Annotated in this window: 22 protein-coding genes and 2 pseudogenes; 5 read left to right on the top strand and 19 right to left on the bottom strand. The window is 37.5% G+C overall.

Annotated elements, in window-relative coordinates; genetic code table 11:
- Positions 1-381: 381 nt before the first annotated feature.
- The 7 genes from Q1B07_RS17435 to Q1B07_RS17405 form a co-directional block, all read right to left on the bottom strand.
- On the bottom strand, positions 382-1,179 hold the full coding sequence (locus Q1B07_RS17435) for a DUF2935 domain-containing protein (protein ID WP_299092451.1): 798 nt from the start codon (positions 1,177-1,179) through the stop codon (positions 382-384).
- A gap of 137 nt (positions 1,180-1,316) precedes the next feature.
- Positions 1,317-1,757 carry a GNAT family N-acetyltransferase gene (locus tag Q1B07_RS17430; protein WP_299092452.1) on the bottom strand — a complete coding sequence of 147 codons (441 nt, stop codon included), beginning with the start codon at positions 1,755-1,757 and terminating at the stop codon, positions 1,317-1,319.
- A gap of 38 nt (positions 1,758-1,795) precedes the next feature.
- Positions 1,796-2,017, bottom strand: coding sequence for an ATP-binding protein (locus Q1B07_RS17425; RefSeq protein WP_299092517.1), 222 nt, complete (start codon positions 2,015-2,017; stop codon positions 1,796-1,798).
- A 268-nt stretch (positions 2,018-2,285) separates the two neighbouring features.
- A complete protein-coding gene (locus Q1B07_RS17420; protein ID WP_299092454.1) occupies positions 2,286-2,387 on the bottom strand; it encodes a YjcZ family sporulation protein in 102 nt (33 codons plus the stop codon).
- Positions 2,388-2,556: 169 nt separating this feature from the next.
- On the bottom strand, positions 2,557-2,763 hold the full coding sequence (locus Q1B07_RS17415) for a YozQ family protein (RefSeq protein WP_299092455.1): 207 nt from the start codon (positions 2,761-2,763) through the stop codon (positions 2,557-2,559).
- A 46-nt stretch (positions 2,764-2,809) separates the two neighbouring features.
- Positions 2,810-2,965: a hypothetical protein gene (locus Q1B07_RS17410; RefSeq protein WP_299092519.1), complete on the bottom strand. Its 156-nt coding sequence runs from the start codon at positions 2,963-2,965 to the stop codon at positions 2,810-2,812.
- Between the two features lie 152 nt (positions 2,966-3,117).
- Positions 3,118-4,356: a trypsin-like peptidase domain-containing protein gene (locus Q1B07_RS17405; RefSeq protein WP_299092456.1), complete on the bottom strand. Its 1,239-nt coding sequence runs from the start codon at positions 4,354-4,356 to the stop codon at positions 3,118-3,120.
- Between the two features lie 275 nt (positions 4,357-4,631).
- On the opposite strand from Q1B07_RS17405, the gene Q1B07_RS17400 reads away from it, so the two are divergent.
- Entirely contained in the window at positions 4,632-5,297 is a 666-nt protein-coding gene (locus Q1B07_RS17400) for a response regulator transcription factor (RefSeq protein ID WP_299092458.1), read from the top strand.
- On the top strand, positions 5,294-6,631 hold the full coding sequence (locus tag Q1B07_RS17395) for a HAMP domain-containing sensor histidine kinase (protein ID WP_299092460.1): 1,338 nt from the start codon (positions 5,294-5,296) through the stop codon (positions 6,629-6,631). The genes Q1B07_RS17400 and Q1B07_RS17395 overlap by 4 nt, the downstream gene beginning before the upstream one ends.
- Positions 6,632-6,658: 27 nt before the next feature.
- On the opposite strand, the gene fumC is transcribed toward Q1B07_RS17395, so the two are convergent.
- From fumC to Q1B07_RS17375, 4 genes are all read right to left on the bottom strand, one after another.
- Complete coding sequence (gene fumC, locus Q1B07_RS17390) at positions 6,659-8,044, bottom strand: class II fumarate hydratase (RefSeq protein ID WP_299092462.1); 1,386 nt, start codon at positions 8,042-8,044, stop codon at positions 6,659-6,661.
- A gap of 108 nt (positions 8,045-8,152) precedes the next feature.
- Entirely contained in the window at positions 8,153-9,481 is a 1,329-nt protein-coding gene (locus Q1B07_RS17385) for an FAD-dependent oxidoreductase (protein WP_299092464.1), read from the bottom strand.
- Positions 9,482-9,773: 292 nt separating this feature from the next.
- A complete protein-coding gene (locus Q1B07_RS17380; RefSeq protein ID WP_299092465.1) occupies positions 9,774-11,660 on the bottom strand; it encodes an endonuclease MutS2 in 1,887 nt (628 codons plus the stop codon).
- A gap of 386 nt (positions 11,661-12,046) precedes the next feature.
- Positions 12,047-12,826: a GNAT family N-acetyltransferase gene (locus Q1B07_RS17375; RefSeq protein ID WP_299092466.1), complete on the bottom strand. Its 780-nt coding sequence runs from the start codon at positions 12,824-12,826 to the stop codon at positions 12,047-12,049.
- Between the two features lie 311 nt (positions 12,827-13,137).
- On the opposite strand from Q1B07_RS17375, the pseudogene Q1B07_RS17370 reads away from it, so the two are divergent.
- Both Q1B07_RS17370 and Q1B07_RS17365 read left to right on the top strand, forming a co-directional pair.
- Positions 13,138-13,371 (top strand): annotated as a pseudogene (locus tag Q1B07_RS17370) (response regulator); the annotation flags it as partial.
- Between the two features lie 25 nt (positions 13,372-13,396).
- A pseudogene (locus Q1B07_RS17365) lies at positions 13,397-13,921 on the top strand (PspA/IM30 family protein); the annotation flags it as partial.
- A 121-nt stretch (positions 13,922-14,042) separates the two neighbouring features.
- Here the strand turns inward: Q1B07_RS17365 and Q1B07_RS17360 are convergent.
- The 6 genes from Q1B07_RS17360 to Q1B07_RS17335 all read right to left on the bottom strand — a co-directional run bounded on the left by Q1B07_RS17360 (position 14,043) and on the right by Q1B07_RS17335 (position 19,935).
- Entirely contained in the window at positions 14,043-15,368 is a 1,326-nt protein-coding gene (locus Q1B07_RS17360; RefSeq protein ID WP_299092468.1) for a hemolysin family protein, read from the bottom strand.
- A 78-nt stretch (positions 15,369-15,446) separates the two neighbouring features.
- The gene (locus Q1B07_RS17355) at positions 15,447-15,788 is read right to left on the bottom strand and encodes a MerR family transcriptional regulator (RefSeq protein ID WP_299092471.1); all 342 of its coding nucleotides are present in this window, start codon (positions 15,786-15,788) and stop codon (positions 15,447-15,449) included.
- 237 nt (positions 15,789-16,025) lie between these two features.
- On the bottom strand, positions 16,026-16,232 hold the full coding sequence (gene copZ / locus Q1B07_RS17350) for a copper chaperone CopZ (RefSeq protein WP_299092473.1): 207 nt from the start codon (positions 16,230-16,232) through the stop codon (positions 16,026-16,028).
- A 13-nt stretch (positions 16,233-16,245) separates the two neighbouring features.
- On the bottom strand, positions 16,246-16,590 hold the full coding sequence (locus tag Q1B07_RS17345; protein WP_299092475.1) for a metal-sensitive transcriptional regulator: 345 nt from the start codon (positions 16,588-16,590) through the stop codon (positions 16,246-16,248).
- Between the two features lie 71 nt (positions 16,591-16,661).
- Positions 16,662-17,483 carry a hypothetical protein gene (locus Q1B07_RS17340; RefSeq protein WP_299092477.1) on the bottom strand — a complete coding sequence of 274 codons (822 nt, stop codon included), beginning with the start codon at positions 17,481-17,483 and terminating at the stop codon, positions 16,662-16,664.
- Positions 17,484-17,499: 16 nt separating this feature from the next.
- Positions 17,500-19,935: a heavy metal translocating P-type ATPase gene (locus Q1B07_RS17335; protein WP_299092479.1), complete on the bottom strand. Its 2,436-nt coding sequence runs from the start codon at positions 19,933-19,935 to the stop codon at positions 17,500-17,502.
- A gap of 210 nt (positions 19,936-20,145) precedes the next feature.
- On the opposite strand from Q1B07_RS17335, the gene Q1B07_RS17330 reads away from it, so the two are divergent.
- On the top strand, positions 20,146-20,487 hold the full coding sequence (locus tag Q1B07_RS17330) for a hypothetical protein (RefSeq protein ID WP_299092481.1): 342 nt from the start codon (positions 20,146-20,148) through the stop codon (positions 20,485-20,487).
- A 151-nt stretch (positions 20,488-20,638) separates the two neighbouring features.
- On the opposite strand, the gene Q1B07_RS17325 is transcribed toward Q1B07_RS17330, so the two are convergent.
- On the bottom strand, positions 20,639-20,929 hold the full coding sequence (locus tag Q1B07_RS17325) for a DUF3817 domain-containing protein (protein WP_299092483.1): 291 nt from the start codon (positions 20,927-20,929) through the stop codon (positions 20,639-20,641).
- A 306-nt stretch (positions 20,930-21,235) separates the two neighbouring features.
- Entirely contained in the window at positions 21,236-23,269 is a 2,034-nt protein-coding gene (locus Q1B07_RS17320) for a methyl-accepting chemotaxis protein (protein WP_299833158.1), read from the bottom strand.
- Between the last annotated feature and the right edge of the window lie 18 nt (positions 23,270-23,287).

Genomic DNA, 23,287 nt, shown 5'->3' with positions numbered 1-23,287 from the left:
ATTCTTTTAAAAACTTAGAAATGTAATTAATTTTTGATTAAATGCATGACCTGAGAGAAGGTATGAATAATTCAGGTAAATGGATCTTTTGGTAGTGGTTTATCGATTTCTTGGTAATCATCTGGTTTTTTTGGGGTCCTTTTACCTGTTTTATTTTTTTTATTAGAACTCCAAAAATAGGTTCGGGCTTTGCGACAATCTTAAGAGCGACCGTGCTGCCAACAGCCGTTATCACTGCATCCATTATTCTTCACGAACAGGTGTCAACTAGTCAAATGATCGGCGTTTTGATTATTTTAATATGGTATTGCTGCTCCTTACTTTGCACAATGGAAATGCGAAAGAGTCCCTTTAAGCTCCGAATAAAAGGGACTCTCTCTATTATGCTTCTAATCTCGGCTTCGCCGGATTACAATCAGGCTTTTTCGTACTGGTTGCCTCTGCTACCTTCATTAAATAATAGCATTCCTCTCTCAACATATGATCGGCCATTAAAGGAGAAAAGGTGCTTAACATTTCATTGGATAATTCCATTTCTTCCACCTCAGCTAAGAAGCCTCTAAATAACTCGATTTCAAGTTTAACATCTCTATTCATTTTCCTCAGTGCTGGAAAGGAATCTATATTGGCTCTTAAATACCCTGACAATTCAACGGCTTTTAAATAGAAATCCTCAAATTGCTTTGCAAACAGCTCACTTTTAAGCTTCAATTCTTTTTCCGTACGATCAAGTGTATCTGATATCGCTCCAGCGTGACCTGAAGCATCTAGCAGCCATAATAAATGATGATGGAGCTCATGAAAAACAGGCGGTTTTTCTTTCCTTTTTAAATAAGTGAGCACAAGCAAATACTCTTCAAGCTCGTTCACCATATGGTTAATAAAGGTTGGCGTTAAATGAATGGTTATCTTCCCAACAAGATGCCTTTTAATCAAAGAGAGTTTAAACCTTCGCAGCTCGCGTGCATACTCTTCTGCTTCCAATGTCAAAGAATTCAAATCGGTCTGTTCCCTTGCCTTTTTCAGCAAAGTGTCAAAAATTTGCTGAAACTGTCTAGCCTTTTTTATATCATCCTGTTGACTAACAGCCAAAGAATCTAAAATAAACCTAGCATGATCCCCTAAAATCTGAAGCCAAAATTGATGCTCAAAAACAGCTGCCTCTTCAAAAGTTTTCATGTAACTCCTCCCAAACCTTATTCTTTAAAATGTATGAAGAGACAGCGTATATTATTATTTATGTATTTTAGCAGTTAGAGAAGACCAAAAGCACAAGAGCCTCGCTCAGCCAAGGGCAAGGCGCTTCCGCTTATAATTTAATGCTCAAGATTTCTCTCCCAATACATCATTTCCTCATCTTCATATGTTTTCAGCATAGCTAGTTTTTCAAGAACCCGGATCGATGGTTTGTTGTCACTTAAGCATTCTGCTGTAATTTTTACAACCGATTTCGTTTGGAAAGCCCAATTGATAAGAGCCTCCATAGCCTCTGTTGCATATCCGTTATTTTGGGCTTCCTTAAGGATCCCGTAGCCGATTTCAACCACGCCATTTTTCGGCTTTCCTTTGAAACCGATATCTCCAATAAATTGATTTGTTTCTTTCAAAAAGACTAGCCAAACTCCCCAACCTATTAAACCAGGATCGCTTTCAATTTCATGTAAATAAAAGTTAATATGATCACTTACATCAACATCATCGCTTAATAATTCTTCTTTACACGGTACAATAAGTAATCTCTTTGTCGTTATTTCCATATTGAATTCCTCTTTCTAACCTCTTTTTAAATCAACCGTTATAAGTGCAAACCAAGACTCTTTTTCTTGTCATCATTTGAGATTGGGAGAATGACAGAAATCGTTGTCCCCTTTGAATGACTGTCTATCTTTACCTCACCGTTATGATGTTTAATAATTTCGTAGCTAACCATAAACCCTAAGCCCGTACCATTTTCTTTCGTCGTAAAAAACGGTTTGCTATCTAAGGCATAATATCCATCAGGGTGTTCCTCGAATATTTTGTTGATTAAAAAAACCGCTATTCTTTAAGAAAACCTTAAGCTTATATCTCTCTATCCTAGCGTTTGCGCTATTCATGTTGTTCTCCTTCCATAGCTTTTTCATAATCACTCTTAGATACGATGAATGGCTAGTATGTAAAAATCTTCTTATTATTACTTTATATTCTAAGTTTACACTTTCATTTTTTCAAACATTTCAATTTTTTTAACAGGAAAAGAACCTGCTAAAAAGCAGGCTCTTTCATTCTACTATTCATTGTTGATTCTAGTATCTGCCACCAACGTAAGCAGCACCAACAATGATTAACAAGATGAACAAAACAACGATTAATGCAAAGCCTCCTGCATATCCACCTTCTTGACTCATTCATGTTCACCTCTTTCTGGATTAAGTGTAACGATACATAACTAATATATGCCGAAGTGATTTTAATCGTTATTCAATAACTCTATTTCAAGAACCCAATTTTTTAGTAAAAAAAGAAGCTATCCCAAAATAGATTTCAGATCTATTGAGACAGCCCAATATGTATAGCTTATTGCTTACCTTTTCTTGCGCTTCCATTTGATTGATCAACATTCTCTTCAAAATTTGCATCAATTGTTCCTTCCATATAATCATCTGACGCTTGTTCGTGAGTCATTGCCAATCCTTCTGAAAGTTCATCCTGACGCTTATAATCCTCTGGCTCATAATGTCTTCCTGCAATTTGGCTGCTTTCCACTTTTTGTTTTTTATCCATCCTTGGCCACTCCTTATAAGACATAATTAATGAAAAGGTCTTTCTCTCAGGAAGGATCGACCTCATCATAAGATAATGTAACCACCTTCGTTGATTCGCCTTTTTCTATTTCCTCCTGCGTTGCATTTTCATTTAATTCCTGGTCATCATCCATACCTGGTGCAATTTGATTTGGATCCACTTGGTTTGATTTCTTTTCCAATTACATCACTCCTCGAATATAACCATTCCCGAAAACAAAGATGAATATGCAAAAAACTGACCAAAAGGATGGTCAGACTTTAATTAGCTGAAACATCCTTTGGTCAGTTCTTATCATCTATATAAAGAGTAACATGTTAATCCTCGAACCAATTATGCATTTGTTCCATCACGGTTCACAAGCTTAAGTGTAACATCCATTTTTTCTCCTGCACGATAAATGGTTAGTTTCACTTCATCACCAATGTTCTTCTCAGTGTAAAGATATTTTCTTAAATCACTTGCTGAATTGATCTCTTTGTCATCCATCGCGATAATGACATCCTGCTGCTTTAAGCCTGCTTCATCTGCTGGTGAGCCTTGTTGAACATTGCCAACGATTACACCTTCTGTTACATTATCCGGAAGCTGCATGTTTTGCTGTAAATAATACTCTGGAATCTCACTCATATCGAGTAGACCCACACCGATAAACGGCCTTTGAATCTTACCATTTTTCATTAGTTCTTCAGCAATCGGACTAACATCGTTACTCGGGATCGCAAACCCTAATCCTTCAACACCATTTTCACTAATTTTTAAGCTGTTAATCCCAATGACCTCTCCGCTCATATTAATAAGCGGTCCACCGCTATTCCCTGGATTTATAGCGGCATCTGTTTGAATGACATTCAATGCCCAATCCCCTTCAGATGTTGTCACGTCAATGGTCCGGTCAACACCGCTGATAATGCCTTGGGTAACCGTTCTTGTAAACTCTTCTCCTAAAGGATTTCCAATCGCAATGACATTTTCACCTGTACGAAGCTCTGATGAATCACCTAATTCCGCGACAACAGTAACATGCTCGGCATCAATTTTTAAAACGGCGATATCTGTTAACGCATCTGCTCCAACTAATTCCGCAGCTACTTTCTCTCCATTAAAAAGTGTTACCTCAATCGATTGAGCACCTTCAATCACATGATTATTTGTAATGACATATGCTTCATCAGCTTCCTTTTTAAAGATAACACCTGAGCCTGTCCCGCTCTCAACACTTTCACTTTGAGTATTCCCAAACATATCGGCTCCGCTTGCTTGCATATTGGTAATTCCTACAATTGCTGGTGATAAATTTTCCACAATATCTGCAATCGAATTTGCATTGCTGGACAGCTCCTGTGCGGTAACTGTTGAAGTACTTTCTTGATCATTCTTTTGTACAGATGCTTCAACCGAATTATTATCAGCAACTGAAGTTGAATTTTCCTTTTGGTCTGTATATGTCGTTACTCCTAGTACAAGCGCTCCGCCGATCACACCACTTATTAACGATGAAAAAAATGGTTTAATGCTTCTGGACGGTTTTGCTTTTTCACGAGAAAGTTCAGTGTCGTCATAATATCCCATTCTTTAGTCCTCCTATTTTTGTTAATATGATAAAAGATTAAGCTCCTGAGCTAACATATCCGCCTATGACAATTAAAATGAATAATAATGATACTCCTGTTAATATAATGGCTTTCATAACTGAATTCCTTCTTTCGTATATAACATTGTCCTGTCTTATAAGGTAACTATACATAACGAGTTTGGGATAAAAATGAAAGAATTATGGGAAATTGTGAAAAGGGCATCCACATTTACAAGTACGATGTATAATACCCTTGAGAGGAAGTGAAACCATGAGCTATACCATCTATCTTGTCGAGGATGAAAAAAACTTAAATGAACTGCTAACTATGTATTTAAAAAATGAAGGATGGTCGGTCACTTCATGTTTAACAGGAACCGATGCAAAAAACTTAATTAACCGGCCGCCTCATTTATGGATTTTAGATATCATGCTTCCGGATATTGATGGCTATCAATTAATCCGGGAAATTAAAGAAGCAACACCAGAAATACCTGTTATCTTTATATCAGCAAGGGATGCGGATATTGACCGTGTGTTAGGGCTGGAATTAGGCAGCGATGATTATATTTCAAAACCATTTTTGCCTAGAGAGCTTGTCATCCGCGTGCAAAAGCTTTTATCACGAACCTATACAGAGGAAACGAATGCACTGACAAATCTTCCGCCATACCATATTGATGAACAGTTAAGGATCGCTTACCTAAACGGGGAGGAAGTAAACCTGACCTCAAAAGAGTTTGATTTGCTGCAGTTATTTCTCCACAACCAAGGACAGGCATTCTCAAGAGAGCAAATCTTAACGAATCTTTGGGGACCGGATTATTTTGGCACAGATCGGGTGGTAGATGATCTTGTAAGGCGGCTGCGAAAAAAAATGCCCGATCTCAAGCTGGAAACAATTTATGGGTTTGGCTATAGGATGTTAAAAGGATGAAAAATAAATCATTAGCCTTTCAAATATGGGTTGTTTTTTCAGGAATTCTCCTCGTTATCTCCTTATTACTGGTCATTCTTTTTCCAACGACCCTACGGGGATTTTTCACGAAGGAAATTTATAAAACCATTGAAAATCAACAACTCGTTCTAACTGATTATGGGGAACCTGATATCAATGAATTAGGACGAGACAAGAAAAAAGATCGTTCTGTTTCACATGTAGTGGTTCCTATTCAAAGTCCGTTTTTCTTATATTCGGAAGAATTACCGCTTGATTTTATTAGGCAGACACAGGACTTAGCAGCCAATCAAACGGATGCAACGGCGAGGTATGAAAAAAACATAAAAGACCAAACCCTCTTTTATGTGATACGGAAGAATTTAACGGTGGATGGCGAACCCGTATATCTTTTATCTTATTCCTGGGATTCGTATCGAAATGATCTTGTGTTTACACTTTTCCGGCAATTAATGGTTGTCATGTTTATTGTCTTTTTATTTAGCTGGATCCCTTCGATTTGGCTTGCACGATACTTGTCAAAGCCGCTCGTTAAGCTTGAAAAGCATGTAAAAGATATCTCTGAACAAGCATGGCATGAGCCGGTTGAGGTTGATCGAAATGATGAAATTGGCAAGCTCGGTCATACGATTGAAAAAATGCGGCAGCATCTTGTTCGGAAAGATGAAGCCCAACAAACCTTGCTGCAAAATATTTCACATGACTTAAAAACACCGGTTATGGTCATACGCGGGTATGCTAAATCGGTCAATGATGGCATTTATCCAAAAGGTGATTTAACAAGTACGATGGATGTCATCGAAGAGGAATCTGAAAAGCTCGAGAAAAAAATTAAGGATTTGCTATATTTAACAAAGCTCGACTTCTTATCAACCCGCAAGCCGACAAAAGCCGTGTTTCACCTTGATCAGCTTGTGAGCGATGAAGTGGAACGAATCAAATGGGCGAAAGCTGATCTTGATTGGAAGCTTCACTTGGAAGAAGCAGAAATTTTAGGTGATGCCGAGCAATGGGAAAAGCTGATCGAAAACTTACTTGAAAATTCATTACGTTATGCCAAAAATGTAATCTCCATTTCTATTACAAAAACAGACCAGTCAATCCTGCTGCGTTTCTGGAATGATGGTCCATTCATTGATGAGGGGATTATGGATCAGCTTTTTGAGCCTTTCCAAAAAGGACATAAAGGTGAGTTTGGCATCGGCTTAAGTATCGTAAAACGAATTGCAGATTTACATGATGCAAAGGTTTGGGCGGTAAATGAGGAGAACGGTGCAGCTTTTTATACGAAAATTCCTTTGATCATTAAGTGAATAAGGGGGCTATTTTAGCCCCCCTTTTCATTTTGGATAAGTCATTTCTTCAGGTTTTACATATTGATCAAACTGTTCCTCTGTTAGCAGGTTCAGTTGAACGGCTGCTTCTTTTAACGTAATCCCTTCTTTATGGGCAAGCTTTGCAATCTTAGCCGCATTTTCATATCCTATATGAGGATTTAGTGCAGTCACGAGCATTAAAGAGTCATTAAGGTAACGTTGAATAACTGGCAGATTTGCTTCAATTCCAACAGCACAATTGTCATGGAAGGAAATAATTGCATCAGAAAGCAACTGAACAGACTGCAGGAAATTATAAATGATTACCGGCTTAAACACATTTAATTCAAAGTTTCCCTGACTTGCTGCAAAACCGATGGCCGCATCATTTCCCATTACTTGAACAGCAACCATCGTCATGGCCTCACTTTGCGTCGGGTTTACTTTTCCTGGCATGATCGAGCTTCCCGGTTCATTTTCAGGAATGGTAATTTCTCCGATTCCGCATCTAGGGCCACTTGCCAGCCAGCGAACGTCATTGGCTATTTTCATTAAATTTGCCGCTAATGCTTTTAACGCGCCATGTGCATAAACAGTTTCATCATGGCTTGTTAACGCATGAAATTTATTTGCTGAAGAGCGAAATGTTTTCTTGGTATACTCACTGATTTCCTTTGCTACTCGATCACCAAATTCAGGATGAGCATTAATTCCCGTCCCTACTGCAGTACCGCCTATAGCCAAATTTTCCATATATGATGTTGCTTGCTGGATCATTTCCTTAGTTTGCATAAGCATATGAACCCAACCGCTAATTTCCTGACCTAAGGTTAAAGGTGTAGCATCCTGCAAGTGGGTACGTCCGATTTTTACGATATCCTTAAATTGCTTCACTTTTTCTTCTAACGTTGCTGATAGCTTCTCAATCGCTGGAAGCAAATTCGTTTCTACTGCCATCACACCCGCAATATGCATCGCAGTTGGAAATGTATCATTTGAGCTTTGGCTCATATTTACATCATCATTTGGATGGATAACGGCATCGATCCCTTTTTCCTTAAGAATTTCATTGCCTCTTCTTGCAATCACTTCATTTACATTCATATTGCTTTGTGTTCCGCTTCCCGTTTGCCATACAACAAGCGGAAAATGCTCAGTTAATTTGCCATCAATGATTTCATCACAAGCCTTTATAATCGCTTGTGCCTTTTCATTATGTAGCTTTCCTAGTGAATCATTTACCTTTGCCGCACTTCTTTTTAAAATTGCGAAACCAATGATAACCTCACTTGGCATTTTTTCTCCGCCAATTTTAAAGTTTTGCTTGCTGCGTTGTGTTTGAGCTCCCCAATACTTATCAGCTGGTACTTGAATCTCACCCATTGTGTCTTTTTCAATACGAAAATTCATCCTCAACCACCTCCGAAAAATGATGTCACACATCTATATTATGGCTATTTTTATTTTTTTAAAAGGAAAAGGCTGGCTCATTCTATTGAGCCAGCCTCCTAAGTAAGCTTAGAGTGCTTGTAATCCAGCCTGATTTAAGAAATTCCACGGCTTATTATAATGCGGCTGGAAGAAGAAATCGACAAATCCTAGCTCATCTGTTGTCATGTTGTTTTGGATGCAAACAGATAATGTATTAATAGATTGTGTAACATCAACTTTAGACATCACCTGTGCCCCGACAATTCGTTTTGTCTCTTCTTCATAGACTACCTTTAACATAATATCTTCATAGGTTGGCATAAACTCTGGGCGGTCATGCTCTAAGATTGTGATACTTTTCACATTCATACCCATACGACGTGCCATCATTTCTGTTAAACCAGTTGTTGCAATATTTTGATCAAAGATTTTGATCCCTGATGTTCCTTGTGTCCCCATATATTTAATCATTGGCTTCTTCAGGTTTTTTGCCACCAATGTTCCCATTCTCACCGCGTTTGTTGCAAGCGGGATATAGGCATGCTCACCTGTTGGATTATAGCGGATGGCACAGCTGTCACCAGCTGCAAACACATCCTCATTGCTTGTGCGCATATATTCATCGACTTTGATTGCGCCATTTTCAAGCATGTCGATTTGCCCTTTAAATAGCTGCGTATTTGGCTGGAAACCGATGCATAGGATGACAAGATCCGCCTCATACGTTCCTTTTGTTGTTTCAACGGCTGCAACTGTTTCATTTTTTCCAACAAAACGAGTAACCGTTTCACCTAATGCTAAGCGGATATCACGATTGCGGAAATCCTCTTCAATGATATCAGTAAAAGACTCATCTAAATATTTGCTCAAAATGCGGTTTTCCCCATCAATAAGCGTTACCTGTTTCCCGCTCATTTCAAACGCTTCTACTAACTCGATACCAATATAGCCTGCTCCAACAACAACAATCTTTTCCGCATCCTTTGCTTTTTCAATAATGGTCGTTGCATGTTGGAAGTTTTTGCAAAGGAGGACATTCTCTTGATTGATTCCTTCAATCTTAGGAATTATTGGCCAAGATCCAGTTGCAATCACTAATTTATCAAATGTATCATTTATCGTTTCATTTGTCTGAAGATTTCGAGCGACAAGTGTTTTCCCTTCAATATTTACATCAAGGACTTCATGCTGCATAAACATATTCACACCAAGCTGAGTAAGCTCCTCTGGTGTACAATAGAACAAGCCATTTGCATCCTTTACAACACCGCTGACATGTAAGGCAATTCCGCAAGATAAGAAAGAGATATTATCGTTTTTTTCATAAACATTTATAATTGCATTTGGGTATAGTTTTATCATATTTGAAATAGCTGCAGTTCCTGCATGTGTACATCCAATAACAGCAATTTTCATATTAATTTCCTCCTAAAAATAAGTTTGTGAAGTTTTTCACATATAATTGTGAAATGTTTCACAATGTTTATGATTTTATTATATTCCGCCTTTATGAAAAAGGCAATACTTTTTGTGAAGTTTTTCACAAATTAAATAAGAAAAGCGTTAGCGCCTTGCTCAGCCTAGGGCAAATAAGACGCTCATGAATAGAAGGCGTTCTTTGCCTTCAATTCATGAGTGCCTAGACACAAAAACTAGGTTGAAATTTTATCATTTCTTACCTTTTTAAAAAGGGGAAAAACTCCCCTTTCTACTCCTCATGATCAATCTTTAGACCTTCAACATGCTTTCTGCCCATCACTTTCTTTTTCTTGCGCACTTCCTTAGAATCAAAGACTTGATCAAGATCATAATTGTCAGGATACAAGTCTTCCGCTTCAATAAATGGCTGAACTCGTTTATGATTGACCATCATTTTTTGATTTTTCACTAAAAGTTCAAGCTCTCCTCTCGAGTTTGCACCCGATGCAACGATTCCCTTTGTTTGAAGATGTGAAATCCATACTACATCACCAGCTTGATAGGTTGTCATTTGTTTCTTTTCTTGAGCTTTCTGCTTTTGATTTTTCTCGTATGGAACGACATTTTTCAGTATCACACGTTCACTACGAGGCTGTTGATGGGTGATTTCTTTTGCTCTCTTGATAATCTCCAAAGACATCCCTAATTTTTGTGCAATTGTAAATGCCTGGCTCTCTCCACCCTTGCCGATAATCAGCTTATAGAGAGGCTGAAGTGTTTCAATATCAAAGTCCATTGAGCCATTTTGAAATCCATTTGCTTTTTCTGCGAAATCCTTTAGTTCACTATAATGCGTGGTAGCAATAAACATGGCCCCTGATCGGTATAATGCCTCTAAGATTGAAATTGCCAGCCCCATTCCTTCCTGAGGATCTGTTCCTGAACCTATTTCATCAAGGATAATCAGCGTATCCTTCCGGGATTTTTGCAGGATATCAATCACATTCCGAATATGGGAAGAAAAAGTACTTAGGGAATGCTCAATACTTTGCTGGTCACCAATATCAACAAAAATATCTTTAAAAATGCAAAAGCTGCTATTCGAATCGGCAGGAATATGGAGACCTGATTGGACCATCATTGCTAATAATCCTACCGTTTTAATCGTAACCGTCTTACCGCCTGTATTTGGTCCGGTTATCACTAGTGCCATGTACTCTTTCCCTAATTCCACCGTTAATGGCACTGCATTCACACCTAATAAGGGATGTTTTGCTTGGATGAGCTGCAGCCCTTCATCAGGTTGCAGCTGGACTTCATTTCCCTGCATCGATCTGCTTAGCTTTGCCTTTGCAAAAATAAAATCATAGGACACCATTCCTTCAATATTGATCTGAAGCTCCTGTTTATACATCGCTGTCATTTCAGTTAATTGACCAAGAATTTTTTGAACCTCAAGCTCTTCCTCCACTTTTAAAAACGTTAGTTCATCCTGCAGCTTATTTAAATCTTTAGGCTCCATATAAACGGTTTGCCCGCTTGAGGACTGGTCTAAAATGGTTCCGGAAAATTTCCGTTTGCATTCACTTTTCACTGGGACAACATATCGGCCATTTCTAACAATGACTACTTGCTCTTGCAGGTAAGAAGCTGAATTTTTCATTATTTGTGCAAGCTTTGCTTTTATCTTTTCTTCTGTTGATGCGATCTTACTTCTAATTTTCGTTAAAGCTCTGCTCGCATAGTCATCCACTGTATTGTTTCGAATGGATCGTGCAATTTCATCTGCCAAATCTGAAAGCTCATAAAGAGAATAAGCATAGGAGCTGATCGTTGGTGCAATATATTCCTGTTTCACCATAAAGCGTTTAATTTTCTTCACGCTATCTAAGAAAGCGCCTAAAAATCCAAATTGCTCTGGTGTGAGAATATATCCTTTATCCACCATGGTAATCATTTGTTCAACCCCATGAAGGGAATGAACAGGTATGCTCGAGGATTTTTCGATAATTTTACATGCCTCCGTTGTTTCATTAAGCCAGCGCCTAATTTTTTTCTCATCATGAATCGGCTCAAGCTGAACAGCTCTTCTTTTCGCCGTCTCACTCATTGCATAGTCACTAAGCAATGCTGTTACTTTGGTAAATTCTAAACGTTCCATTGCTGTTTTGTTCAATGTTTAAACCTCCATTAATAAAATAAAAAAAGGTGATGAACAGTTGGTTGTTCATCACCTTTTTATCCCTATTATTAAGCAGACTTCGCCTAATAAAGCTATCACCCAATACAAACAAAAACCATGCTTAAACAAAGCACGGCTGTCTACGGGCGTTATGCAAGAGATTGCAAATTGTGTATGATGACCGTTTTGTTCTTAACTTTCTGCAGATACATAGCTAAATAAACCTTTACGATTGTAAAAGTTTTTCCAAGCTAGTCATGCAGTTGAAGTATTTACTTCGATTAGTTAAGAACAGAAACCCTCACAAAACACATCTCCTAAAATTTTGTTACCTATAAAATAACAGATAATGGATCACACTGTCAATATAAGGAATCCTTTTAACTATTGCGGATTTCCTCGATACTTCTTCCTCCTAAAAATGCATGGCCGGTTTTTACTGTTTTAATCGTTTCAAAGCCAGATTTCTTATACACCTTTTCCACTGTCTCGTCAATTGGCATGACCCAAAAGCGTTCCACATGCATGTTTGATACTTCCTCCTGGATATAATGGATCAGCTGGCCGATCAGCCCTTTACCACGATACGCTTCCAAAGTTGCCACGCTTTCTAATCTTGCATCCTGTTCATGCATAAAGATACATGCTGTTGAGCAAGGAACTCCATCATATTTTAATACATAATGTGTATACGCTTCATGAGCAAATTCTTCCTCAAAAGCTTTTTTTCGGATTGCTCCGCCAAGTTCTTTTATTTGGCATTCAATGTGAATGGCATCCTGCTTATTTTCCTCTGTTACTTTTTCAATCGTTACCTTGGAATCCCTTTTCACATCTACCTTTAATTTCATGAGTTGAATTGGACATTCGAACTCTTCAAAACCAAAGCCTCTTTGTTTAAGAGCCTTAACAAAATCGGAATGCTCTTCATATTGGGATAGATAAAATCTTGGTATAAGTCCTTTCCCCTGATAAAAGTTCACAACTTCATCTATGATCTCCTCATGATTTTGATCATAAGAGGAAATATAGGCATGGTTCGCATCATAATAATCTGGCTGGTCTACATTATAAAAAAGATAGCCCCAGATTGTTTCTACCTTTTTTGAAAATGACGATATATACGCGAGATCTAAAGCTTCAATCATCTTTTCTATCATTTTTTCATCCCTTTTTGGACATTGAATTTAGTGATAGTGTTTATCTTCCATCAGCACAAATTCGCTACATAGTTCTTTATTTTTATCAGCATTAATTGTCTCATACTATAGTTTCTATGCAACAAAGCATTCTACTAATCTTCCAAAATTCAGGGTAAACTTTTTATTCATTATTATCAGCCCACTCCGTCTCCTTATAATCATAGAGTTACTTTGTATGCAAAAAATCCAGCACTCATTTTTTTCTCCGATTTTTCACTTTAAATAATAGGATAAGCATAGCTTTAGTTTAGTGGAGGGAGATAGACAAGATGAATATTTTATTAGCCGAAGATGATGTAAAGCTTGGCGAGCTTGTTACATATATGCTTGAGAAAAAGGCAAAGTATCAAGTAGAATGGGTTCAAACTGCCGAGGATGCTTATGATTATGCAACAGCCTCTTTTTATGATGTAATCATTATGGATTGGATGATGCCACATGGTGACGGAGTTGAGATTTGCCAGCGTTTAAGAAAAGAAGGCTATGGCGGAGCTATTTTAATGTAAACCGCAAAAAGCAAAAGCACAATCTGCCTTAGGAAATCAGCTTTATTTTGAACAAAAGCATGAAGGGTATATTCGTCAGGTCAAACAGACCATTCAGGACCGCAAAAGACAGCAGCAACTAGCTCTGGAAAAGAAGAATGATGAAATGGCAAAAATGGCTATCCAAGATCGTCTTGAGCAAGAAAAAAAGCTACAAGCACTTGAGGAACAGCTTGAAGGAATAAAAGATCAAACAAATCAATTAAAAGCTCAGGTTGTAAAATTAAAGGAAACATATGCTGATTTGCAAAATCGCAAAACAATGCTTCTCTCAAGAGCTACAACAGCCCAGACAAGCTACAGAGTGAAAAACACATTGTTTTCTTCCCAATCTGAAAGCATTGTAAATGGTTTTGCTAGAATGGAAGATAAGGTTTTACACTTAGAGGCTAAAGCAAGTGCTCTTGATTACTTATCTAAAAATAAACCGCATCAAGACAAAACATATTCTCTTGAGGTGGAAGAGGAATTTTTGAAAGCAAAAGAAGCAATGGAAAAACAAGCTTAAATCTTATAGATTTATTGTGATATAAGAAATGCGAACCCTTCAACATAATTTGAAGGGTTCGCATTTTTTGGACAAGTGTTATTACTTTTTTGAAAAATATGCAGTTAAAAAGCTTGCACTGTTAGTTCTGCAGGTAAACGACATTTTGTGGTTTTGTTTTTAACACTTCCAAATAGAGGATATGGTGTCCGTCACTTTCATGCACTCTGAATAGATATCCATCTTTCTCAACTTCTGCCCCAACCGTTGCATCAAAGTTTTGCGTAAGAAACCAGCCTCCGATTGTATCAATACCCTCATCAGATAAATGCGTATCTAGCAAGTTGTTAACATCATCAATGAGTAATTTGCCATCTAAAATAAAATGCTGATCACTTAATTTACGTATTTCAGGGATTTCATCCTCATCGAATTCATCTCTTATTTCGCCAACGATTTCTTCAAGAATATCTTCAACAGTAACTAACCCTGAGGTACCGCCATATTCATCAATCAAAATAGCTAAATGTGTTCGTTCTTTTTGCATTTTTACTAATAAATCATGAATAGGGATCGTTTCAATAACTTGAATAACAGGGTTGATAAACGAATCAATGTTAAATGCTTTCGTACTAGTTCCCGCCATAACCTTTGAAGTTAAAAACTCTTTAATATTAAGAAAGCCTATAATATTGTCCTTATCCCCGTCTACAATCGGATATCTGGTATATCGTTCATTCTTAATTATTTTTACAATATCATCATAAGTATTATCAATTGATATCGTCACAATCTCGGTACGCGGAACCATAATTTCCTTGGCAATTCTCTCATCAAATTCAAAGATATTGTTTACATACTTTAGCTCATTTTTATTGATTTCTCCGCTCTTGTAACTTTCTGATAACAAGATGCGAAGTTCTTCCTCAGAGTGCGCCAACTCGTGCTCTGATGCCGGCTTAAGCCCGAAGAACCCAACTAATACACGGGCAGATCCATTTAGGAACCAAATGAATGGGTACAAAATGCGGTAGAACCAAATAATTGGCTTTGCCGTCAGAAGTGCTATCGTCTCTGCTTTTTGAATTGCAACTGTTTTAGGAGCAAGCTCCCCCACTACAACATGCAAGAATGTTGCAAGAACAAAAGCAATAACTAAAATGAGAATATGTGACAATGATTCATCGACATTAAAATAACTAAAAACAGGATGTAATAGGATTTCAAATGTCGATTCTCCAACCCACCCAATTCCTAGTGCTGTAACCGTTATTCCGAGCTGACAAGCAGATAAATATTCATCTAAGTGGGTAACAACTTTTTTTGCTGAAACTGCTCCTTTTTTCCCTTCTGCAATCAGCTGATCAATTTTTGATGCTCTTACCTTTACGATCGCAAACTCTGTGGCTACGAAAAAGGCAGTTAAAGCAATTAATAATACAAAAATAAATAAATTAATAGTGGTCAATGAGTGATCTTACTGGATGTAAGATCTACACCTCCTTTATATACTTGTTATTCTTTTCATTACCCAAATTGTAAGAAATTAATTCAGGAGCAAGAGCAAAGATTGTATTAACGAAAGACTTTCACGGGAAATATTTTTTTTGACATATTCCTGATTATGGTCGAGTTGTGCTAATACTTTCGTTACATCACTTTCAAGTTCTTTTATTTTTAGTCTTAATTCTAATACATCAATCTCTTCTGCATTTTCATCTATTAGTCTCTTTTTTATTTGTTCTAATGACATCCCATCTTTTTTACACTTTTCTATAAAATGCAACCGCTCAACTGCCGACATATCATAGTATCGATAATTAGAAGGGGAACGTTCTACTTCCAACAGCCCCAAATTGGTATAATAATCAATCGTGCGTTTTGTCACACCAGTTCTTTCGGCTAATTCTCCAATTTTTAGTTTGCCAGTCCCAATATTATACCTCCAAACTATAACGTGATGGTTTCATCATACAATGTCCAATCAGGATCATCAAGTAATACGGATAGAAAGAATGAAAGTTTCACCATTCCGTCATTTTTTCTATTTTTGATCACCACATAGAAAAATCGAGTGTAAACGTTGTTTACACTCGATTTTATCCATTCTATTTAAACTGTTAACTTATACAACATCATACCCCTGATCTTCAATTGTATCCTTCATTTCTTTTTCTGTTACTTGGCTAGCATCAAATTTGACTTCAACTGTTCCTTGACCTAAGTCTACTTTTACATTAGATACACCATTTAATTTTCCTATACTTCCCTCTATTGAATTTACACAGTGATTACATGACATTCCTTCTACTTTTAAAAGAATTGTTTCCATTTATATTATCCTCCTATTTTTTCATTAATCGTTGCACAGTAATTAATAGTTCATCGATGATTTCTTCGTCACCCTCTTGAATTCTTTCGACAACACATGTTCTAAGGTGTCCTTCAAGCAGAAGCTTTCCAACACTATTAAGTGCTGATTGGGTTGCTGAGATTTGGGTGATGACATCATCACAATACGTATCCTTTTCAATTAACGATTTTATCCCACGAATTTGTCCTTCTATTCTGTTTAACCGGGTGATTAAATTTTTTTTCACTTTTTCAGAATGATGACTTGTTCTATGCTCATGATGGCTGCATTGTTCCTGTTCAAGGTCGTGCTCAAGATTTTCAAAATCATTGCTCAACTAATATGCCCCCTTTACGTTCACTATCTTTTATTATAATACCCCCCCTTCATCTATTCAAAATCTGCTGATTATTGCTTTATTTCAACAACAAATGGAAATGCTCTTACCACTCCATTTTGTTTAAACTCAGCCCAGATTTTATAATTGCCGGGTTCGTCAAACTGTGTTTCAAAGCGTGGCTCCTGATCACTTACCGGATGAACATGAATATAGTTTGTCGCTTCTTCATCTAAAATCACGATATGACCCATTGCCCCTAAATAAGGCTCTAATTTACTTTGATCCAATTCAAATGACATGGTGATTGGCTCGTTCGCCATTTGTGAACTCATTTTTAGTGTCACTTCATAGCCATCTATCTTTTTGATTAACGATTGATCAGGCTGAAGTGCCTGATGGCTATGAGCTGTTTCCTTATTTCCAACCGTTAATGTTATCGGTTTGACCTGATACGTTAAATTATTTGGTTTGATATCAACAAACGCTTTATAGGCTCCTTCAGGCATTTTCTTATTCAGTTTAAATGTTCCTTTGCCAGTCTTATCTGGATGAACATGATAAAATTCAGCTAAATGCTCATCAACAATTATTAAATGCATCAGCTTTTCATGATTCACCTCGAGATCATCCACTAGATTTCCTTGTTGATCAGTCAGCTTCACAACAAGTGACGTGCCATCATAATTTACATCTGCATCAACTTCGCTATTATGTTCCACATTGTTTTCTTCACCATGATGTCCATGCTCACTTGATTTGTCTTCTGTCACATGACTGTCTTGATGCTCATTCGATGTTTGTTGTTCACTTGCAATTACTTCTGAATAAAACAAATAGGAACCCATCACGACAAATAAATAAACGACTGCAGCTGCTGCCCATTTTTTCATTCTCTCCACCCCTCTTTCATGAAGCATCCTTTACATTTAATTTTACCCTTTGTAATCGCAAGGCATTTAATACAACGGATACAGAACTAAATGCCATTGCCGCACCAGCAAGCCATGGTGCAAGGAAACCGATTGCTGCGATCGGAATCCCGATTGTATTATAAGCAAACGCCCAAAACAGGTTTTGTTTAATATTACGAATAGTTTTCTTACTCATTAGGATCGCATCGGCAATGCTCATTAAGTCGCCTCTCATTAACGTAATATCCGCTGCCTCCATTGCCACATCTGTGCCAGTTCCAATCGCCATTCCTGTGTTTGCAACCGCTAGTGCAGGAGCATCATTGATGCCATCTCCGACCATTGCGACTAGCTTCCCTTGCTGCTGTAATTTTTTCACCTCTGCTGCTTTACCTTCTGGAAGGACTTCTGCAATAACCGTATCAATTCCCACTTCAGCAGCAATCGATTTTGCCGTCCTTTCGTTGTCACCAGTCATCATGACTACTTCCAGCCCCATTTCTTTCAAACGGTGAATCGCCTGCTTAGAAGTATCCTTTACTGTATCTGCAACAGCCACAATTCCCGCATATTGCTGATTGATTGCGACAAGCATCGCAGTCTTTCCTTTCATTTCAAGTGCTTCCATCTTTTCATTTGCATGACCAATCTGAATGTGATTGTTTTCCATTAAGCTTCTTGTTCCAATAAGAACTTCTGTACCATTTATCAGTGCTTTGACCCCATATCCCGGTATGGCTTCAAAGGAATCGACCTTTTCCAAAGCAGGCTGCTTCTCTTGAATTCCTTTTACAATCGCTTCAGCCAGCGGGTGTTCCGATTGCTTCTCAGTACTTGCTACATAACCTAGAAAGTCTTCTTCATTTATGCCGTTTTCCACGATCACATCCGTTAAAACCGGTTTACCATTTGTAACAGTCCCTGTTTTATCGACAATAACAGTGGTAATTTGGTGAGTTGTTTCTAGGTGTTCGCCGCCTTTAAACAAAATCCCATATTCGGCTGCACGACCGGATCCCGCCATAATCGATGTTGGTGTTGCTAAGCCTAATGCACATGGACAAGCAATAACGAGCACGGCGATTAGCTTTTCTAGGGCAACGGCAAATTCACCAGGACTAACCCAGAGATACCAAATAAAGAAGGTAAGAAAAGCAATTCCTACCACAATTGGTACGAAGATGCCCGAAATTTGATCGGCTAAACGCTGGATCGGTGCTTTTGAACCTTGTGCATCCTCAACCACCTTAATGATTTGTGCCAACGCTGTATTTTTGCCCACCTTTGTTGCTTTCACCTTTAAAAATCCATTTTTATTGATTGTGGCTCCAATGACGGTATCCCCTGCTGTTTTATCCACTGGAACACTTTCACCAGTGATCATCGATTCATCTAAGGCTGACTGTCCTTCAACAATTTCCCCATCTACCGGCACCTTTTCACCCGGCTTCACAAGAAAATAATCTCCAACGACGACTTCTTCTATCGGTATCTCAACTTCTTTACCATCTCGAATGACTAGCGCAGTTTTTGCTTGTAAGCCCATGAGTTTTTTAATTGCTTCTGATGAACGGCCCTTTGCTCGTGCCTCAAATAATTTCCCGAGAATTATTAACGTAATCAAAACAGCACTTGTTTCAAAATAAAGGGAAACCATATGCTCATTCGATCCAATTGACTTAATTGCCAAGTACAAACTGTAAAAATAAGCTGCAGACGTTCCAAGCGCGACTAATACATCCATGTTTGCACTTTTATTTTTTAATGCTTTAAATGCTCCAACATAAAATTGCTTTCCGACTAAAAATTGTACAGGTGTTGCTAACGCTAATTGAAACCAAGGATTCATGAACATCTCTGGCAAGTAAAGAAAGGACGTAAATTCAAAATGGCTGACCATCGCCCATAATAATGGAACAGATAAAATAAGCGAGAATATGAATTTGCCTTTTTGTCTTTCCAGCTCCTGCGTGCGGTGATCACTTCCTTCTGCTTGCTCTTCTTCTTTTACCATTGCCTCGTAGCCTAGTTGGGAAACCTTATTTTTAAGATCTTGAACGGTTACTTGTGAAGCATTGTATTCTACATTTGCTGTTTCTAAAGCAAAATTCACTGAGGCATTTACGACTCCGTCCAGCTTGTTTAAGCCTTTTTCTATCCTGTTCGCACATGCCGCACAAGTCATGCCTATAATAGATAGTTCTGTTTTTTCTGTGGCGACTTCATATCCTAGATCATTCACCTTTCGAAAAAGCTGATCGATTTCTACTTGATTGGGATCATAGGTAACCGAAGCCTTTTCTAAGGCAAAATTGACATTCGCCTCTTCCACCCCTTCCATTCGTTTTAAACCTTTTTCAATTCGATTGGCACATGCTGCACATGTCATACCTGTAATCGGCAGGTTAATTTCTTGCTTTGATGGATTCATTGAAATGTCTCCTTTATCTCAATGTAAATTCACTTCACACATGTTTAAAAAATTTGAGTGATATCACCTTTGTTATGTATTATACTATACCCCTATATGGTATATGTCAATCCTTTTTCCACCATTTATTCTTACTTTTTATATTTTAGGCATGTCACCCTGCTTATTAGTCTATACATAAAAGAAAAAAGGGTGTATTGGGGGACTTTTATGTCTGAACATTTTTTTGCGTTTTTTATTTCTATAATGATTTTCTTATCAGGATGCAGCAACTCTCAGCAGCAAACAAATGAACCTCTTACAACAAAAGGAGCTAGTGAAAAGAATATGCAAGAGCAAGAAATGATTTCTGCACAAGCCACTTATATCGGACTCATGGATCCGCACACAATTGAAGTAATCGTCAATAATAAACCCTTGGCTTTGCAAATTACAGAAGAACAAAGGAAGATCCTTGAACCGCTGGAGACAAATAAAGAAATTCATATTGAGTATCGGTTTAATGAAGAAACGTCTCAGAATATATTGGAGAAGGTGGAGATAGAGGAGTAAGAGACTTAAAAACAACGCCAAAGTCATTTAATAATACAAAAATGGGAAAATCCACATCGTCTAAAGAATGTGGATTTTCCTTTTGCTCTTATTTTATAAAAAAGATAATGCCTCGAGCAAATAGATATTAATATTGATATTGATATTGATCCTATTCCTTATTCTTTAATTGCCTATCCAAATAAAACGTGCCAAATGGAATAAATGCAAGGAAGACAGCCCATATTCCCCAGAGAACTGCCCAATGTTTTTTAAATTTCACAACAGCTACCATGACGACAAACAAGACAAATAAAAATCCATGCAGACCGCCTACGATGGTGACGGCAAGAGGAAAATCAAGAAAATACTTTAGCGGCATGGCAATAATCAGTAACACTAAATAAGAAATCCCCTCTAAGTTCCCAACAAAGCGCAAAAAACCTACAGATGTTTGAAACATCATATCAACTCCAATTTCTAGCGATTTATACTTTTATTATACATGGATCATTTAGACAGGCTGTGATAAACTATGACAATTTCCTAACACAAAGAATGGGGTAAAGCCAACTAAACATAAGAAAAGCGCAAGGCGCTTAGCATTCGGCGACAAGCATAAGGCGAATAGGAATAGAAGGTGTTCTTTACCTTCAATTCCTATTTGACTAGACCCTAGAGCAGATGGCGCCTGGATCTAGACACTAAAACTAAGTACAAAATTTTATACTTACCTTTACAAAAAGTGAAAAGGAGCAGCCCTTTTCACCTAATGACCATCAACATTATTCAGCTGTTCTCTTACCTTAAACTTATGAATCAGCTCCTCTACTTCTTGGATGGTGCTTGTAAGAGCAGAGGCTAAATCTCCCAACTCCTCTGCAGATGCTGCCTGTTCCTCTGTTGTTGCTGTAACTTCTTCAGTTGTGGAGGAAGAAATTTCTGCTACTTCGACCATTTCATTTATCGCTTTTTCGACCTTTTCCTTATTGATCGTGATCTTTCCAATTGAGGCTTCCACATAATCAATTTCACTGATAATCGCATTTGTTCCTTCAAGAATATTTTCAAACGCATTTTGTGTATCGTGGATTGAATTCGACTGTTCATTAAATAGTCTTATCGTTGTATCAACCATTTGAACCGATTTTTTTGTTTGCGATAATATACTTGCAATAACCAAATCGATTCTCAGCGACGAGGTTTTCGTTTGATCAGCAAGCTTTCGTATTTCCTGGGCAACAACCGCAAATCCTCTACCGTACTCCCCAGCTCTTGCCGCTTCGATGCTTGCGTTTAATGATAATAAGTTTGTTTCCTCACTTACACTCTTTATGATTTCAACGATGTCCTTTATTTGCGTTATTTCCTCATTTAACACATTCATCGTTTGTTCAACTTGTTCAATATTCGTTCCCATTTCTTGATTTTTATTGGTTAACTCTTTAATCGTTTCAATAGATGTACTGCTAAGCTGTTTTGTTGTTTGCGTTATAGATGATACTCTTTCCATATTATTGGCTACCTCATTGATTTCAGCTGATAGCTCTTTCATTTCCCGGTTTGTTCGTTCTGAATAATCGACCTGGCTGACAGCTCCCTTTGCAACGTCTTCAATTGCGCTGGCAATTTGTTCAGTGGCTATTGCCGATTCTTCGGCAATTCGTTTCAGATCATTGGCCCGGTTCACCGCATAGGTTGATACCTTTTTATTTTCTTCAATCATGACCGTAATATTGTCAATCATCGTGTTATAGCTTTTCCCTAGCTGACCGACTTCATTTTTATATAAATAGTCTGCCCGGTGTGTTAAGTCACCTTTTTCAGCCATTTTCATAATTGAAACGATGCGCTGTATGGGCCTAATCATACTTTTGGCTAAAAAGATGCTCGCAAAAACAGATAAAAGGACAAAAGCGAAAATAAGGATATAGACAAGATAAATCACATCATGAATTTCTTTTAATAAATATGCTTTTGAGGTTGAAACAGATACCTTCCAGCCGTTTTCACTTTCATGCAACGAAACTAAATTTTCATCATTAAGTTGTTGAGATTCATAGATACTTCCAACAAGCTTTTGTTTATTACTAGCTATTATTATACCGTTTTCATTAATAATCGAAATTTCTCTTGCTGATGTGTTTCTTCCATTTTCAAACACATCATCAAAAAGCTTCGCATTAGCGATAAGGATAAGGGTGCCTAGCTGATCGTATTTTCGAAACAAGTAAATATTTTCATAAAGATCCCCTAAACCGGATGTCCATAATACTGAACCCGATAATTCTTCCACTTTGTCAGGAATTTCTGAATCAAAGTATTCATCCACTTTAAAATCATCTGTAGTGCTTGACTCACCAAAAACAATGTTTTCTTCATTAATAAATAATAGCGCTTCAGCATTTTCATTTGTAAATGTAATGCTCGAGAAATATTCTGTTACTTCTCTTTCCTTTGTAAATCTCTCATACTCTGTTAACCCCTCATTATTCTTTAACTGTTCCATTAAATCCATGTTCGATAAAGGAATTAGCGTAATGTTTTCAATTTCTCTTAACAGATGGTTTACATTTTTCGTAACCTGAACACCAATCTCATTATTCATATCAGAAACTTTGTTTTCAATCGTACTTGATGAAACAAAGTATACAACATTCCCGATCATGACACTTGGAATGATCGTAAATAATAGGATCAATAAAATAATTTTTGACTTTAATGTCATCCCTCTTAGATAACTTCTTTTCTGCCGTTTGTTATAGGACTTATTGGCAACAGACTTCTTTTTTTCCTTCACCATCTTAACCCCTTTGTATGT

The organism is uncultured Metabacillus sp., from assembly GCF_947503125.1.
Lineage (GTDB): Bacteria > Bacillota > Bacilli > Bacillales > Bacillaceae > Metabacillus.
The sequence above is the reverse complement of the archived record's forward strand: the minus strand, read 5'-3'. Positions and strand labels throughout refer to the sequence as shown.

Coding starts and splice junctions, on each gene's coding strand:
- Q1B07_RS17435 (WP_299092451.1), bottom strand. CDS start 1,179: ATGAAAACTTTTGAAGAGGCAGCTGTTTTTGAGCATCAATTTTGGCTT.
- Q1B07_RS17430 (WP_299092452.1), bottom strand. CDS start 1,757: ATGGAAATAACGACAAAGAGATTACTTATTGTACCGTGTAAAGAAGAA.
- Q1B07_RS17420 (WP_299092454.1), bottom strand. CDS start 2,387: ATGAGTCAAGAAGGTGGATATGCAGGAGGCTTTGCATTAATCGTTGTT.
- Q1B07_RS17415 (WP_299092455.1), bottom strand. CDS start 2,763: ATGGATAAAAAACAAAAAGTGGAAAGCAGCCAAATTGCAGGAAGACAT.
- Q1B07_RS17405 (WP_299092456.1), bottom strand. CDS start 4,356: ATGGGATATTATGACGACACTGAACTTTCTCGTGAAAAAGCAAAACCG.
- Q1B07_RS17400 (WP_299092458.1), top strand. CDS start 4,632: ATGAGCTATACCATCTATCTTGTCGAGGATGAAAAAAACTTAAATGAA.
- Q1B07_RS17395 (WP_299092460.1), top strand. CDS start 5,294: ATGAAAAATAAATCATTAGCCTTTCAAATATGGGTTGTTTTTTCAGGA.
- fumC (WP_299092462.1), bottom strand. CDS start 8,044: ATGAATTTTCGTATTGAAAAAGACACAATGGGTGAGATTCAAGTACCA.
- Q1B07_RS17385 (WP_299092464.1), bottom strand. CDS start 9,481: ATGAAAATTGCTGTTATTGGATGTACACATGCAGGAACTGCAGCTATT.
- Q1B07_RS17375 (WP_299092466.1), bottom strand. CDS start 12,826: ATGATAGAAAAGATGATTGAAGCTTTAGATCTCGCGTATATATCGTCA.
- copZ (WP_299092473.1), bottom strand. CDS start 16,232: ATGGAAACAATTCTTTTAAAAGTAGAAGGAATGTCATGTAATCACTGT.
- Q1B07_RS17340 (WP_299092477.1), bottom strand. CDS start 17,483: ATGAAAAAATGGGCAGCAGCTGCAGTCGTTTATTTATTTGTCGTGATG.
- Q1B07_RS17335 (WP_299092479.1), bottom strand. CDS start 19,935: ATGAATCCATCAAAGCAAGAAATTAACCTGCCGATTACAGGTATGACA.
- Q1B07_RS17330 (WP_299092481.1), top strand. CDS start 20,146: ATGTCTGAACATTTTTTTGCGTTTTTTATTTCTATAATGATTTTCTTA.
- Q1B07_RS17325 (WP_299092483.1), bottom strand. CDS start 20,929: ATGTTTCAAACATCTGTAGGTTTTTTGCGCTTTGTTGGGAACTTAGAG.
- Q1B07_RS17320 (WP_299833158.1), bottom strand. CDS start 23,269: ATGGTGAAGGAAAAAAAGAAGTCTGTTGCCAATAAGTCCTATAACAAA.